This window comes from Fibrobacter sp. (assembly GCF_045131395.1).
In the GTDB taxonomy this organism is placed as follows: Bacteria; Fibrobacterota; Fibrobacteria; order Fibrobacterales; family Fibrobacteraceae; genus Fibrobacter.
The window spans coordinates 18587-34301 of the sequence record NZ_JBGUQY010000004.1; the positions used below are offsets into that span (position 1 = coordinate 18587).

The following is a 15715-nucleotide window of genomic DNA, read 5'->3' on the forward strand; positions in this document are numbered from 1 at the left end:
TTAGAGCACGCCCTTGCTGCTGGGAATGCCCTTCACATTCCTGCTCGGAGCAATCGCCATGGCAACTGCACGGGCAAAGGCCTTGAAAATGGATTCCAGGCAATGGTGGTTGTCATTACCGTAGAACAGTTCCACGTGCAAGTTCATGCGGGCATTTTCGCAAAGGCTCTTGAAGAAGTGTTCGAACATGCTGGCTTCGATACCACCAGCCATGGCAGCCGGAAGTTTCACGTTCCAGACAAAACCGATGCGGTTGCTAAAGTCGATGCACACGCGGCTTAAAGCCTCGTCCATGGGAACAAAGTAAAAACCGTAGCGTTCGATACCCTTCTTGTCGCCAAGGCATTCCACAAGAGCCTGACCCAGCACAATGGCAATGTCTTCCATGCTGTGGTGCATATCCACATAGACATCACCCTTGCAAGTCAAATCCAGGTGGATACCACCATGAATTTGGAACAAATTAAGCATGTGGTCCAAGAAACCGTTACCGGAATCAATCTTGCCCGGAGTAGAATCATCCAGGTTGAGAGAAAGCGTGATATCGGTTTCGCCAGTCTTGCGAGTGAGATTCGTGCTACGCATATTGAACCTTTACTTTACGATTTTGCCACCGTACACGCGGAAGCGCGTCACGCGGCCAAACTTCATTTCGGGCAGCGGAGTTTCCACGCCGTTCAAGAGCATCTTGGCAATAGCCGTCGGATCGCCAATGGTCACGCACAGGGTATCGCTGGTGTTATAAACCATGCGGACACCGGCTCTAGAAATATTGGCTTCCTTCAGGAATTCGTTTGCATCTTCGCGACGCTTGAGGCCCACCCAAGAAAGGGATTCGCCGGAACCGATCAACACGAAATTCGTCTTGTTGGTTTTCGGTGCTTCTTTATCGGCAGCCTTTGCATCTTTCTTGGAATCAGAAGAAATGAAAATCGTTGCAGAAGCGGGCAAATCAGACTTCTTGACGGCTTCATCCACAACAGCCTGGCTAACAGTAGCGTCGGCCTGCTTGGCAGAAGAATCCTTCGCCGAAGAATCTTTGGCAGCCGTAGAATCCACTGCCATGGAATCGACCGGAACAGCTTCCGCACCATCGGGAATTTCCTGAGAACCAACGGATTCTTCTTGTGCAGCCGGAGTCTTTTCGGCCGGCTGAGAATCCTGGGCCTGTTTCAAGGCGATAGATTCCAAATCCAGGAAATGAGATGCGACTAGGAATGCCAGTACGAGAAGCAAAATCACAACCGGCACGGCATAGCTTTTCTTCTTGATTTCGCCTTCTTTCAAAGGAGAAAGCTTTATTTCGCTGGAAGCCTTTTCAAATACAGGTTCTGCAGTACCGCCGCATTCGACACTATAGGCCCTAAGAACCTCATCCGCGTTCAAATTCAACTTATTACTAATCGAGCGCAAGTAACCGCGCACATAGGCGGCAACCGGGAAAACCTTCCAGTCGTCCGCTTCAATAGCCTTGATATACTGAACACCAAGCTTAATTGCATCAGCAAGTTCTTCAACCGTCATCCTGCGGCTTTCACGGACTCTTGCTATAAATTGGCCAAGTTTTTCATCGGGCCTTTTTTCTTCTGTCGGGTTCGACATTATACCTCTACCTTTAAATCAGCCAACATCTGGAGCATTCGCGCTACAGGCAACCCCACCACGTTGTAGTAACACCCCCGAATTTCCTTGATAAGCCTTGCGCCACCGGTCTGAATTCCATAAGCGCCAGCCTTGTCCATCGGGTCCTTAGAATTTACATAATTTTCAAGCTCTTGGCCGGAGCAGTTTCTAAAAACCACCTCCGTTTCCTCGCATTCAGCCTTGATAATTTGTCCGCCATGGGCAATGGCCACGCCGGTAATTACTTTGTGCGATCGACCGTTCAGGCTTCTCAGCATTTCAAGGGCTTCCGCTTCGGTGCGGGGCTTACCTAGAGGCTTACCATCCAAAAACACCAGCGTGTCAAAGCCCAGCACAATTTCCGAGGGCATCTTGCGAGAAACAGCCAAAGCCTTTATGGAGGCGTTCTCTTTCGGGAATTCAAGGGGATCCTTGGCGGTCGGCTTTTCTTCTTCGTTGGAAACCACCACCTCGAAATTCACGCCAATCAGCTGCAAGATTTCCCTGCGTCGCGGTGAACCGCTCGCGAGTATTATCTTAGTCATTCAAAAACCCTTATACCACACATCAGTTATTCGTTTCCGTGCTACCCGCATTCAGCTTGATATCCGGCAAATCTCTCACGTAAATCGAGAAGCTCCATCCGGCAGCAGGCCCTGTAGGCGTCCAGCTAAAGTCAAGTTGCCAGCAATGCAGCACACGGTTAAAGGTAAAGCTATGCGTCACAAAACGACCTTCGTTGTAGTTGTAACGGGTGCTGTAAGTCATTTCCCAGTTCTTGGTGGGTTGCAAGCTAGCGCTGATACCCGTAGAATGAGTCACCTGGTCCTGGAACAAGTCACGGGCTACGCGGGAACTGCTAAAGCTATAGCTGTAATCAAAGCCAAAGGTCCACTTGAGCATTTCGTACTTGCCCATCTGCGAAGGCAGGCCGCCATTGAATTCACCGCTCCAGTTAAAGCGCTTCGAAAAATCGTAGCCCCAATAAGTGAGTTCGGGCACCTGCACCTTGTTGGGTTCCTCGGTAAACTTGTGATAGACGCTGTGACGGGTATTGATGGTAAACAGGTAATCCGGCAGGATCTGGAAACCGAAAGAAGACGTAATATCCGAGAAGTTCAAGGAATCAGCCGCAAAGTTATAGGACACGTTGTGACGTGTCGTCAAAAGGCGGCGAGTCCCATACTGGTCTTCTACGGCACGGCCTTCTTCGCCCTTGGTCGTATCGGCCACATGGCCCACCACCTTCAGGTACTTGATATCGAAATCGTTGTTAAGGCCGAAACCAACGGTCTTCTGCTTAATCTGGTAAGGGGTCTGGCCTAAAAGCGGATGGGGCGCAAACTTTTTCACCGTATCGATTTCAGGGGCGTAGGTATAAGACACGCTTGGAGAAAGTACATGGCGGGCTCCGGTAAACCGCCCAATTTCTGGCACCCAGATTCCGTACAACTTAGTATCGGCCGTAATGCTGTAATTATGGTTATACGCCACCTGACCGTATTCATCATGTTCCGGGTCCAGGCTCATGTAACGCTTGCGATACTTGAGGGAATCTTCGGGGTTAATCCAGCCCGTTCCAGTCCAGTAGCCCGTAAAACTTGCACGCGGAGTCAAGTTGATCACGTCAAAAATCGAGGTGGAATAATCCAAGGAGTAGGTTCCCGTATAACCCACATATTCCGCAGTGGTGTCGACGGCGTTGACCGTGTCGCGGGCACGCTTGGTGTAATAGTTGAAGCGGTTGTTAAAGTTGTAGTTGAACTTTTCCAGGTAGCTTATAAAAGAACCGTCTTCATACGCTTCTTCATCTTCATCCAGTTCAAAGGTAAAGAGCTGACCACTCATGCGGTACTGGATATCCGGAATTTCACGTTCCATCATGTCCGTGACCAGGTTATGGCTCTGGCGGGCCTTCACCGTAAGGCTCTTGTTGGTACCGAATCGGCCCGAGTAAGTCAACTGGGCATTGGCCTGCTGGTTCAAGATGGTTTCTGCATCGAGAGCCTTGTCTTTACGGACACTCTGGCTAGAAACAAAGGAGCCCGAACCACTCAAGGTCTGCTTACCGTCGGGAGTCAAATTCTGGTTGTGGGTAAAGTGGATATCGTAGCCACTGTTGGCCATGTCAAATTCTTCGAGGTACGCCGTATAGGACAGGTTTCCATCCAACACATAACGCTTCTTGTATCGCACTTCACCCGTCAAAGTCGAACGTTCGAATCGGGCTTCGTCGCCTTCGATAATGTCACCCTTGACTGTTGCATCCCAGTAATCGTTTGCAGCATAATAGAAGCCCAAGTTACTCATGTAGTAGCCCTGCTTCTGGTCGCCACCGAACTTAGGAGTCAAAAGACCCGACTTACGTCCGCTCTTTAAAGGAGCCACAATCATAGGCAGCACCGCCACAGGCACATCGGCAATGTTCAGCACCACCGGACGTGCGGTAATCGTCTCCTTAGGCTTCACCACCATGCGCCGTCCGTAGAAATAGAAGTGCTGGTGAGTGGAATCGTTACAAGTACTAAAGTCGCCGCGGGCAATCTGAATTCTCTGGTCCGGCAGCCTGCGCACTTCCATGCCGTTCAACTGCTGGTTGTCCTGGTAGGTCGTAGCGTAATAGATTTCACCGATGCGGCTTTTCATATTGTACTTGAGCCGCATACCCGAAAGAGAGGGGTTCTTGGTTTCGCGCAATATGGGGTCGCCCGTTGCCGCCAAGATGCTGTTTTCCTGGTCGAACAAAATGGTATCCGCATCCAGGGTGGCAGAGCGGTACTTGAGCTGGGCACTGTTATTCAGGTTAAAGGTGGACTTCTCCACATCGTAAACCAGGTCCACAGCACGGTATTCAATGGTATCAACACCGGTGGTGTCGTTCATCCAGTCCACTTCGGTGGTATCTTCTTCAACCTGCTCCCGTTCTTCCAGTTCAAAACGAGTCATCTCCTGGCCGAAAGCGGCCGGAGCGGCGATGGCAAGAATCCATAATGCCAAAAAAGCCCACAGAATACGATGGGTTCTAGATAAAATCACGTCGGCGATAATTTAGAAAAATCCCCCGACGAAAAGTCGAGGGATTTATAAAGATCGATGATGAACAACCGATTACTTCAGCACGGCGTTCTTGCCAGAGATCGAGCCGTTATGTTCAATACGAACAAGGTAACGACCGCTGGGGATATTTTCACCATTCCAGCGAAGCGTATTGAAGCCCGGCTGAGCATTTTCGGCACGGAGAGTAGCCACTTCGGCACCATCAGAATTCAGGATAGTGATAACGGCAGTGCCGGCAGAAGACAGGTTGAAGCTAATGGTCTTGCGGGTAAAGCCCTTGAGGCTAGAAGTAGAATGCTTGGACAGCTGCTGCTTGGGTGTCTTGGGGGCGAATTCGTCCGCGCGTTCGATGTAGATGCCGTTCAAGTTCGTGGCCTTCACGTTCTTGTCGGACGCAACCAGCGATCCCTGTTGGAGCACGGCAACCAGCTGCTTGTTATTGCTTTCGGTTGCGCTAGCGTAAGTTTCAAGTTCCTGGGCGTTGAATTCAGCCTTGTTGTACCAGGATTCCACCTTGGCAGCTTCCAGATCCTTCACGGTAATCTGGGCGCGACGGATTGTGGCAGTGTAGGTTTCGCCTTCGCTCACGTAGGTAATTTCCAGCGGCTTGTTCACCGTACCGCGGAGCACCGACTTGGAAGCTTCGATATCGTTACCCTTGAGGCTCACACCGTCAACGGCCGTAATCACGTCACCAGCCTGGAGCTTGGTTTCGGCTGCGGGAGTACCCGGAATAACTTCGGCAACCTTAACACCGTCGCCGACCTGATAAATGGTCACACCGATACCGCCGAATTCTTCGTCGGCCATAAGAGGAGCAGCAAGAAGTGCTGCAACAAGAGAAGCCTTGACAAACTTGTTCATAAGATCTCCTTATCAATTCTATCTGTAGTAAATATATAATAAAAAATGCCGGACAAGCCGGCAATCAAGGTATTTTTTGATAAACGAAGGGCAATTAGGGCCTTTTTCCCTATTCCTCCAGCATATTATCCTCTTCGTCGGCGCCGTCGTCATAGTCATCCATGGACTTGCCGTCGCCGGGGACAATAATCAGACCGAGAGTCACCGGTTCGCCCTTCATGTTCAAGTAGGCTTCCAGGTAAAGGTTTGTGGAAAGGCGGAGCAGGCGAAGGTCCAGCATGGTACCGCCCTTGTGAATGCTCTTGGGATTCAAATTGAAGAACACGAACTTCTTGTTGATGTACTCAAAGCGATCCTTGTCGTAATTGATAGACCATTCGGAATTGCCGTCGTTTTCTTGACGGTACGTGCAGCGGTCATTGTCGATATCGCACTCGAAACTGGCGCTTTCATGATAGCGCTTATTCCATTCGCGGCTAAAGGCACAGGACTGCACGCGGCCGGCGCCGTTGCGCTTCTTGTTCAGTTGGTCATTGATAACCACAAAGTCCATCTTCTGGTTTTTCACCTGTTCGTAGACATTCATCAAGATGATATACGCCTCGATATCCTTGGGACATTTACCCGTCAGGTTCACATCTTCGTGGGCCTTCAAAAGAGTCTGCTGCAGGTCCACATCAATGGCATCGGGAATTTCGCTTTCCTTGATTTTGTCGAGGACCTTCTTGGGCGGCACAAAGACCACCTTGTCACCCTTCTTGATGGCATAACCCAACTGGTCGCGCACATAGTCCAAACACTGCTGCACGTGAATATGCACCGTATTGGAACCGCCAGACACAAAGTCCACGCCGATACGAATATTCCATTCGCCAGCGGTATTCCCGGCATTCTTGTCGATTTCGCAGAAAGGATCTTCGCGAATACCATCAATAAAAATGACTTTTGCATTAAGCTTGGTCACGAGAGAAGCTTCTTTATCGAGAGCTCCACCCAGGCTCCAGAAATTGGGATTCAGGCGAAGCACTTCGGCAAAGGCCTTGTCGCCATCGAGAGCAGGCAAAAGGGAATCGTTACGGGCATTCTTTTCTTTCAAAAGTTCAGAATACTCCGTGGTAACGTTCATATTGCTAAAGCCGTTTCGCTTTGCAGGTTCGGGCATGGCCGAGGCAAAGGATACCGCCAAAAGGCAAATTACAGCAAATAAGGCAGAACATTTCATACGCGAAATAAAATACAAAAATTAGAGTTTCAAGTCCGTCAAATTCATCAAATGCGGAATATGGTAATCCACATAGGGGGCGGAATCAGACGAAGGATTCACGAAAACCGTAGTCCAGCCGCGGCGATGAGCGGGTTCCAGATTGCGGAGGCCATCATCCAACAGCACGATTTCGCTCTTGTTCTTGGGCATTTCAAGTCCCATGGCCGGGAGCTTCTGGGCAAGCCAAGCTTCCATTTTTTCGTAAGCGCTTTCGTGGGGTTTTCCTTCCCAGCCCAACTGCTTCAAGTCGAATACGCCATCAATGGCCGAATCGATTCCCATGTGGGCCATACCGGCTTCGCTCCAGTCGTGACGTCCGTTGGTAAACACAAAACGGGGACCTTCCAGGCTTTTCAACAAAGCCAATTTTTCGGGAGCCTTCTTGGGGTAAATCAGGTATTCCGGTTCATGAATGAAGTCGAAAAAGTCATCGGGATTGACCTGGTGCATGGCCATCAGCCCAGACAGCGTGGTACCGAAGCGCTCCAAGTAATCGGTACGAATCTTGTGGGCCGATTCGAAATCGCCACCCACAGTCTTTTGCACAAAAAGCGAAATACGATGGTCCAGTGAATTCAGGACACAGCGTTCTTCGGCCCCGTACAAAGTCAAGTCGTAATCAAACAGCCAAACCATAGGGAATTAGTATCCCATGGCAAGGCCGCCGATCTGGCGAGCAAGATAGGTTGCGTAATTGTCCGTCATGCCGCTTACAAAGTCAAGCACCTGGTGGTAAGCTTCGGCAACCGTCACGCTCTGGCCGATTTTAGCCTGGCCAATCAAGCGAACAATGCGGTCGGCGCGGTAAGAATTGTTACCATTCAGGCGGAAGTCATAAACACCATTAATGAAGGCATCCAGCACGGTGGCAAGAGTGGTATAGCTACCGACTTCAAGTTCAGTCTTGCGGCGGTCGGGGTAAATACGTTCCACTCCCAAACGCTTCGCAATACGGATTCCTTCCATCACATCGGAACGGGACAAATTCGTCAAGTGCTTGACGCGCTCCCCCGACATGATTTCTTCGTAGTGGTTCACAAAAGTGAGGGCCACGTCATCGATCAGGTTCTGGATAGCAAGGCCACGGATGCTGCTCAAGAAGTCGCGGAAATTCTGACCGTTCTCGCGGTACTCGCGATCGATATCCACATCGGGGCCGCACAAATAGCTGAACATGCCTCGCACATCGCCGTAGCTCAAGATGCCCAGTTCAATAGCGTCTTCCACATCCAAGATGCTGTAGCAAATATCGTCGGCGGCCTCCATCAAATACACCAGCGGGTGACGCACCCACTTGCCCGTTTCCACTTCGGGAATGCCGAGCGTATAAGCCGTAACGCGGTAAAGGTCTGCTTCTGTAGCAAACAAACTTGTGGGCGAACCGAACTTTGCCAGCTGCGGGTACTTGATCATGGTTCCAAGGGTCGCATAAGTCAAGCGCATGCCACCATCCAAGAAGTGGTATTCCAGCTTACTCAAGATGCGGTGCCCTTGGGCATTGCCGTCAAAATTTTCGAAGTCGGCAATTTCGGTATCGTTCAAGTCGCGGAGCGGGGCCGAATTGCGGTTCTTGCGGAACCATTCGCGAATGGCGGCTTCACCGGCATGGCCAAAAGGCGGGTTACCGATATCGTGGGCCAAACAGGCGGACTGCACGATGGTTCCGAAATGGTATTCGTTAATATACTTGGGCAGATACTTTTTAATCAGGTGGTACACCGTAATGGCAAGGCTACGGCCCACACTGGAAACTTCGATACTGTGTGTCAGACGGCTATGCACATGGTCGTTCACCGAGAACGGGTGAACCTGAGTCTTACGGCCTAGACGCCTAAAGGCCGTCGAAAAAACGATACGGTCATAATCGCGGTGAAAGTCAGAACGGTTCGGGTCCAAATCGGCAGGGTGCCCGTAGCGCGTCGCAGAAAGCAAAGTATCCCATTGAAGCATGGGTACAATATAAAAATTAGACGAATATCACGATGCCGAGCGACGGAATATAATGGCGATAATAGCCACGTCTGCAACGACAAACGCCGTAAGCCAAAACACGGAACCGCTCTGAAAACCGTAACTGTGCAAGCCCACACCAAGAAGATTCACTCCAAACCAGCAAAGCAACGTGACAATCACATTCAAGCAGTTCATCAGGGCAAAACCGCGTAGCGAAATGAGCTTACCCGCCCGTAAATGGAGAGTCAATATAGCCCAGAGAATCACAAAAAGGGCTCCACATTCCTTGGGGTCAAAACCCCAGAAACGGCCCCAGGCATAATCGGCCCAAACGCCACCCAAGAGCGTTCCTAGAACGGTAAAGACCATGCCAAAAACAAGGGTTCCATCCATCAAAGAATACAGCGGAGATGGTTTTGCCTTTCGGTACAGCACCAAATGGGCCACCACTCCCGACAAAATCATGGCCGCAAAGCCCAGGGCAATGGTAAACACATGGACCGTCAAGAACACCGAAGAATTCAACGCCGTAGGAAGCGGCTGGAAGGTATCTCCCGGCTCCAGCACGAATCTGGCAAAAAACAGAAGCGCCGTCGCCATCAGGGTTACGGGAATCATCAAGGTATAGGTACGACGTTTGCAGAATAGGAATGCGCAGGACTCAAAGGTCACCAGCATCAAAGCCACCAACAGCACAATCTCATACAAACTAGACATCGGCGGGTGACTTGCAATATAGGCGCGCAAGGCAAGCATCACGGTCAAAGTTACAGTGGCAACGATACACAAGATATTAGCCGTAGCATCAAGCTTCAAGGACCTGAACACCACATTCAAAGTTGCCAGTATACCGGCCAACAACGCCAGCACAAAACCCCACAAGGCAAGATTCAGCCTATGATAAAAAACTTCAGCCTTGAGCCGACGGTAATTGACATCGGAATGGGTCAGGGAATTTTTCGCCACAATCGAAAAAGCCGACCGGTTCGCGACAGACTCATACAGCAACACGTTAGAATACAACCGACGCATTTCGGCCGTCGCCGGATGGTCATCGTTACGGGTCGCATAAAGCTTGAGTATATCTTTCAACGGAGACAGTTCCGCATAACTCACATAGCGTTTTTCTTGAGGCAGGTGGAGAATTACGGAAACATCACTACGGAGCACCTTGAATATGGCATACTGCCGAGCCTCTTCAGGGGCCAGCAAGATTTTCCGCACCACATCGGCCGCCGCAAGTTTCTTGTACTTCACATGGCCACTGAGTTCATCGAGGAACCCGCGAGCAAAAGAATCAAAAGGACGTACCGAAGACTCCACCAAAACAGGCGTATCGCTATGCAAGGCCTCCCATATGGGAATTGGACGCTCCGAAGCACGGGCATTCATCGGCAATACCGCAAGCATCACGGCAAAAGGCAGCATCTTGAACACAGCTGTTTTAGGCGTCTGCCGACCTCGAACCTTTACCGCATAGTGAACAGCCGCGCCTAAAAGAAACAACACCATAAAGACATAAGGGACAAAACGCAAAGGGTCGTAGGTTGCCTTGTACAAATCTACCGCTGTTCCCATGACGTTATCGACCCTGCCGTGATAATGGACCGAATAGGCGTAATCATTTTTAGGGATTTCAACAGGGGAAATCTTCAAGCTATCGTCAACGGAAAAAAAGGAAAGGTCCGCATTGACAATCGAAATGTCCCGGTAGCCATTGTATTCCCGCTTGATTTCACTTTCGGCGACACCGCCCACAAGCAAAAACAACAGGGCCACATGCATCAACCAAAGTCCCGCATTTTTCAATCCGCGAGGCATTCTGAAAATCATGGATGCCACCACGTTCACGGCAGTCAACAAGGCAAGTCCCTTAAAGGCCGGGAGCGGCACCACCCCCAAAATCCAAAGGAAATAGCTATCAAAGAAGCGATCTACCGCTACCGCAGCAGATACACCCGCAGCCTCGGCGTTCGCCTGGGCCAGCACGCCCCAAAAAGTCACCAATAAAAAGGCCACCAGGAGCACAGCCGTGAATTTTAAAGAAGAAAGACCTTTCAATAGTTTACGCATCATATATGGATTACATTGCGTCTACAAAAACAAACCTACTTTCATCCAATTTCTGCTCGCCGTCAAAACGGTACGCCACCAGGCGACCATTCCCGCGGTAACCAGCCACACTAAAATCCAAACAGCACACGTTATCGCGAATCAGTTTCGGAAGCCCCGTCAGCCAATAATGCCCGAAAAACACCGGACGTTCCTTTTCGCCGTAAAAATTCCTTGCACGAACCTGCGGCAAGACTTCCGCCTGCACATCCATGGATACGCCCGGCTGAAAGCACAATTCCCGAAAACTAGCCTTTGCCGGATTCACCCACCAGGCAATGCGGGTCTTGACACGGCGCACGCCCTCGGCATCGGTAAAATGCTCCCCCTCGGGCAAAGGCATTTCAGGCCCCTTCAAAAGGGTGCTCATGGGCACAAAAAGGCTATCTTCGTATTCAAAATCCTCGTCGTTGGCCCGAGCAATCAGTTCATCAAAATTACCGTCGGCAAAGCAGGTGATATTTTCACGCCTTAAAGCCTCGACAGCGGCCCCGTCAAAGCAGGCGTGCTGCGCCCTAAAAGAATCTGTCTCTAGGTAAATAGGCAAGGTTTTCACGAATTCCAAGGCATCCAAGAATTCCTGCTTACGACCCACAAAATCGCTAACCGTCCGCGAATGAATCGCCATCTTGTTGAAGCTGTGCTCGCGAAGGTAGCAGTCCTTCATCTTTTTCAAGAAATGGCCACCACCGGCGCCGTTTCTTTGCCAGAACGAAAGCATATTGAATTCGTGGTTTCCCATGAGGGCAACGGCAGTTCCCGCCTCCCGCATGGAACGTACCAGATTCAGCGTTTCACGCACCTTGGAGCCGCGATCCACGTAATCGCCTAAAAACACCACCGTACGTTCATTCCCCGGATAACGGTAGGCGCCATTCGATTCCACATAACCCAACTTTTTCAGCAGGGCACGCAGTTCATCACAATGTCCATGAACATCACCGATAAAATCCAAGGAATTCGTCATGTCTCTAATATAACTAATGCAAATAAAATTATCTTTGCGCAAAAGAACCAGCTCATTATAAATATGAACATTTGGGAACTGCTTACATCCGACAAGACCCAGGGCTTTATCAAAGAAGCCTTTGCCCGCAAGATGGACGCCCTTCAAGTATCAACCCGGCTGAACAAAGACGGTTACAGCAACGAAGAACGCGCCACCATCATGGACTACATGGCGCTTGTTCCCAAGTTCCGCGAAAAGTTTTTTGCCGAATCGGAGCGAAAGGATAAATTTCTGCTCTGCGACAAGCTGGCCCTGGAGCAAAGTACCGCCCAGGATATTGGCCGCTGGAAGGCAAGCCTCTGGCCAACCGAAGGTTCCGTAAACGATTTATGCTGCGGCATGGGCGGAGACAGTTTCTTTTTGCCCGCCAACCTTAAGGTGACCGGCGTGGACCTGGACGAAAACCGTCTGGCCATGTACCGTTACAACCAGCAGGCTTTCGGCAAGGACGTCGATACACGTTGCGCCGATGTCCGGGAAGTCGCCTGCGGCAACGACTTCGCGGGCAATCCAAGCGCGGACTTTTTCACCATCGATCCTGCCCGCCGCGCCCTGGAAGGCGAAAACCAGCGAGACCTGCGCAACCTGACGCCCACCCTGGAAGAAGTGGTTGAAATCAGCAGACACTACAAGGGCGGCATGGCAAAGCTTCCGCCCGGCTACCCTCCGGCAGAAATTCCCGACGGCACCGAGATTATATATATAGGCGGCCACAGCGACTGCCGCGAATGCCTGGTGCTTTTCGGAGAACTGGCGCGAAATCCGGATACAGTTAGAGCCGTTATCGTCAATAAGACAGGTGAAGCCCTTGCCCAGTGGAACCGCAAGCGCGACCGTTCCATTGAGACCTTGGACGATGACCTCCAGGAAAAACTGGACAAAAACGATTCCCTCGAAGGGAAAGATCGCACCTACCGCACCGCCACAAGCAAAAGCGACCTCCCTCTCGGAGAATTGGGCAAGTACCTTTCGGAACCGGCGCCGGTACTCATCCGCAGCCACCTTTTCAATGCGGCAGCCCTCGCCCACGACACAAACGCCCGGCTGATTTCAGAAGGAATCGCCTACGTGACCAGCGAAAACCCGCTCCCCGCACCAGGATTTGCCTGCTACGAGGTTCTGGCCCACGCCGAAATTGCAACAGGCGCCGTCCGCGCCATGCTCAAGGAACATGATGTCGGCAAAATCACCCTCAAGCTCCGCGGCGTAAGGCTGGACCCAGACGCCGAAATCAAGCGCTTAAAGCCCAAGGGCAAAAATTCCGCCATCCTATTCTACACCCGCGCCTATGGCGAAAAAATCGCCATTCTCGCCCGGAGAAGTCTATGACCGTCAAACTCGAAGAATCTTGGCTCAAACTGCTCGCCGACCAATTCGAGCAGCCTTATTTCAAACAAATTAAAGAAAAACTCCTGCAAGAAAAGGCCGAGCACCATGTGGTTTATCCGCCGGGATCCAAGATCTTCGCTGCACTTGACTTTTGTCCCGTCGACAAGGTGAAAGCAGTCATCATCGGGCAAGATCCTTATCACAACCCGGGCCAGGCTCACGGGCTTTGTTTCTCGGTGCCCCTGGGTATCGAGCCGCCCCCTTCCCTGATTAACATTTTCCAGGAGCTCCACGACGACTTGGGCATTAACCCGCCACCCCACGGCAACCTGGAAAGCTGGGCTCACCAGGGAATCCTTTTGCTGAATGCCTCCCTGACGGTTCGCGCCCACATGGCGGCAAGCCACGCCGGAATCGGCTGGCAACAGTTCACCGACACCATCATCAAGCGCTTGTCCGAAACCCGCGAAAACCTGGTATTTTTGCTCTGGGGCAGTTTTGCCATCAAAAAACAGGATCTCGTGGCCAAAAACCGCGGCCATCTGATTTTAACGGCCCCCCACCCGAGCCCCCTTTCGGCCTACCGGGGTTTCTTTGGATGTAAACATTTCAGTAAGGCAAACGAATATTTAATAAGTAAGGGACTGGAGCCCATCGACTGGAGCATCAAGTAGCGCCGCGCCGGTCTAATTTTCTATATTAACCGATATGAATCGCAAGAATACTTTTGGCCGTTTACTGCTTTTTATTTTTCTTGGCCTGATTATCGGCGGAATCCTTGGTGAGTGCCTCGGTACGCTGTTTGGCCAACTCGGCGAACTGATGAACGCAGGTGGATACAATAACGTGGTCCACAACTTCTTCGTTTCATCGTTCAACTTTAACATCGGTTTTGTTGACAGGCCCGAACCGGTTGTTCTTGACCTGTACCTCGTCAAATTTGCCTTTGGATTTGGCATCAAGCTGAACGTGGTCAGTGTCATCGGCATGGTTCTCGGCATCTACATTATGAAATGGTCCGGAGAAAGGTAATGTTTACTATTGACGAACTTCAAGCCAAGCTCGCTGGCGGTACCACCGCCGTTTCGCTCGCAGAAGAATCCCTTGCAAAGATTGAATCTACCAAGAATTTGAATGCATACATTAGCGTTTTGAACGAACGCGCCCTCCAAAAGGCAGCCGAATCCGACAAGCGTCGCGCAGAAGGCAAGACCCTGGGTGCCCTGGACGGTATTCCCGTCGCCGTGAAGGACAATATGTGCATCGAAGGCACGCGCACGACCGCTGCCTCCAAGATTCTTGAAAACTTTGTTGCCCCCTACACCGCCACCGCTATCGAAAAGCTCGAAGCCGCCGGCGCCGTAATCGTCGGTAAGACGAATATGGACGAATTCGCCATGGGTTCCAGCAATGAAACTTCTTATTTCGGCAAGGTCATCAACCCCCTCGACGAATCCCGAGTTCCGGGTGGCTCCAGTGGCGGTTCGGCCGTAGCCGTGGCCAGTGGCACGGTCGCCTGTGCACTGGGTTCCGACACCGGTGGATCTATTCGTCAGCCCGCAGCCTGCACAGGCGTTGTGGGCCTGAAGCCCACCTACGGCCGTGTATCCCGTTACGGTCTGTTGGCTTACGCTAGCTCTTTGGACCAGATTGGCCCCTTCGGTGCAACCGTTAAGGATACCGCCACATTGCTCGGCGCTATCTGCGGTATCGACCCGCACGACAACACCACCAGCACTCGCCCGACCGAAGACTTTACCGCAAAGCTTAATGCCGGCGTCAAGGGCAAGGTGATTGGCGTTCCGAAGGAATACTTCGGCGAAGGTCTCGACGCCGAATGCAAGGCCGCCATCGAAGGCATGCTCAAGAAGCTCGAAGCCGAAGGCGCTACCCTCAAGGAAATCAGCCTTCCGCACATCAGCTACGCCGTGTCCAGCTACTACATCATTGCAACCGCCGAAGCTAGCTCGAACCTCTCCCGCTACGACGGCGTTCGTTACGGCTACCGCAGCAAGGAAGCCCGCAAGCTCTTTGACCTGTACGCCAAGTCCCGCAGCGAAGGTTTCGGCAAGGAAGTTCAGCGCCGTATCCTCCTCGGAAGCTATGTGCTTTCCGCAGGCTTCTACGACGCCTACTACGTGCAGGCCCAGAAGGTCCGCCGCCTGATTACCGACGACTTCAACAAGGCATTCGAAAGCTGCGACGTGATCGCCAGCCCCACCATGCCGGGTCTCCCGCTCAAGTGCGGCATGAACGAATCCGACCCGATGGCCGTTTACCTCAGCGACATCTACACCGTGAGCCTGAACCTTTCCGGTCTCCCGGGCGTGAGCGTGCCGTGCGGCATGGCCGGAGGCCTCCCCGTGGGTCTCCAGTGGATCGGCAAGCCGTTCCAGGAAGCCGACCTGCTCAGCGTCGCCGCTGCTACGGAAAAGCTTGCAAAGTGAGTGTCGCGCATTTCACAAATGCCGCAATTCTCGTTAAATTATACATCAAAAAACGCA

At 51.6% G+C, this 15715-nt stretch carries 14 protein-coding genes; 4 read left to right on the plus strand and 10 right to left on the minus strand.

Annotated elements, in window-relative coordinates; translation table 11 throughout:
• From hisB to ACJMNB_RS02480, 10 genes are all read right to left on the minus strand, one after another.
• Complete coding sequence (gene hisB / locus ACJMNB_RS02435) at nt 1-585, minus strand: imidazoleglycerol-phosphate dehydratase HisB (protein WP_405338633.1); 585 nt, start codon at nt 583-585, stop codon at nt 1-3.
• Nucleotides 586-594: 9 nt separating this feature from the next.
• A complete protein-coding gene (locus ACJMNB_RS02440; RefSeq protein WP_405338635.1) occupies nt 595-1602 on the minus strand; it encodes a helix-turn-helix domain-containing protein in 1008 nt (335 codons plus the stop codon).
• Nucleotides 1602-2168: a Maf family protein gene (locus tag ACJMNB_RS02445; RefSeq protein WP_405338637.1), complete on the minus strand. Its 567-nt coding sequence runs from the start codon at nt 2166-2168 to the stop codon at nt 1602-1604. The genes ACJMNB_RS02440 and ACJMNB_RS02445 overlap by 1 nt, the downstream gene beginning before the upstream one ends.
• Before the next feature lie 22 nt (nt 2169-2190).
• The gene (locus tag ACJMNB_RS02450) at nt 2191-4659 is read right to left on the minus strand and encodes a putative LPS assembly protein LptD (RefSeq protein ID WP_405338639.1); all 2469 of its coding nucleotides are present in this window, start codon (nt 4657-4659) and stop codon (nt 2191-2193) included.
• A 72-nt stretch (nt 4660-4731) separates the two neighbouring features.
• The gene (locus ACJMNB_RS02455) at nt 4732-5544 is read right to left on the minus strand and encodes a PDZ domain-containing protein (RefSeq protein WP_405338641.1); all 813 of its coding nucleotides are present in this window, start codon (nt 5542-5544) and stop codon (nt 4732-4734) included.
• 109 nt (nt 5545-5653) lie between these two features.
• Nucleotides 5654-6766 (minus strand): hypothetical protein, encoded by a 1113-nt coding sequence (locus tag ACJMNB_RS02460; protein ID WP_405338643.1) that lies wholly within the window; start codon nt 6764-6766, stop codon nt 5654-5656.
• Nucleotides 6767-6787: 21 nt separating this feature from the next.
• Nucleotides 6788-7444 carry a pyrimidine 5'-nucleotidase gene (locus tag ACJMNB_RS02465; RefSeq protein WP_405338645.1) on the minus strand — a complete coding sequence of 219 codons (657 nt, stop codon included), beginning with the start codon at nt 7442-7444 and terminating at the stop codon, nt 6788-6790.
• Between the two features lie 6 nt (nt 7445-7450).
• Entirely contained in the window at nt 7451-8758 is a 1308-nt protein-coding gene (locus ACJMNB_RS02470; RefSeq protein ID WP_405338647.1) for a deoxyguanosinetriphosphate triphosphohydrolase, read from the minus strand.
• Between the two features lie 27 nt (nt 8759-8785).
• A complete protein-coding gene (ccsA, locus tag ACJMNB_RS02475; protein ID WP_405338649.1) occupies nt 8786-10837 on the minus strand; it encodes a cytochrome c biogenesis protein CcsA in 2052 nt (683 codons plus the stop codon).
• A 7-nt stretch (nt 10838-10844) separates the two neighbouring features.
• Nucleotides 10845-11840 (minus strand): metallophosphoesterase, encoded by a 996-nt coding sequence (locus ACJMNB_RS02480; protein WP_405338651.1) that lies wholly within the window; start codon nt 11838-11840, stop codon nt 10845-10847.
• 63 nt (nt 11841-11903) lie between these two features.
• On the opposite strand from ACJMNB_RS02480, the gene ACJMNB_RS02485 reads away from it, so the two are divergent.
• Genes ACJMNB_RS02485 through gatA form a run of 4 tightly spaced genes read left to right on the plus strand, consistent with a single transcriptional unit; the run spans nt 11904 to nt 15658 of the window.
• Nucleotides 11904-13211: a class I SAM-dependent methyltransferase gene (locus ACJMNB_RS02485; protein ID WP_405338653.1), complete on the plus strand. Its 1308-nt coding sequence runs from the start codon at nt 11904-11906 to the stop codon at nt 13209-13211.
• Nucleotides 13208-13885: a uracil-DNA glycosylase gene (gene ung, locus ACJMNB_RS02490; RefSeq protein ID WP_405338655.1), complete on the plus strand. Its 678-nt coding sequence runs from the start codon at nt 13208-13210 to the stop codon at nt 13883-13885. Before ACJMNB_RS02485 ends, ung begins: the two co-directional genes overlap by 4 nt.
• A 34-nt stretch (nt 13886-13919) precedes the next feature.
• Nucleotides 13920-14243: a DUF4321 domain-containing protein gene (locus ACJMNB_RS02495; protein ID WP_405338657.1), complete on the plus strand. Its 324-nt coding sequence runs from the start codon at nt 13920-13922 to the stop codon at nt 14241-14243.
• Nucleotides 14243-15658 (plus strand): Asp-tRNA(Asn)/Glu-tRNA(Gln) amidotransferase subunit GatA, encoded by a 1416-nt coding sequence (gene gatA, locus ACJMNB_RS02500; RefSeq protein ID WP_405338659.1) that lies wholly within the window; start codon nt 14243-14245, stop codon nt 15656-15658. The genes ACJMNB_RS02495 and gatA overlap by 1 nt, the downstream gene beginning before the upstream one ends.
• Nucleotides 15659-15715 lie beyond the last annotated feature (57 nt).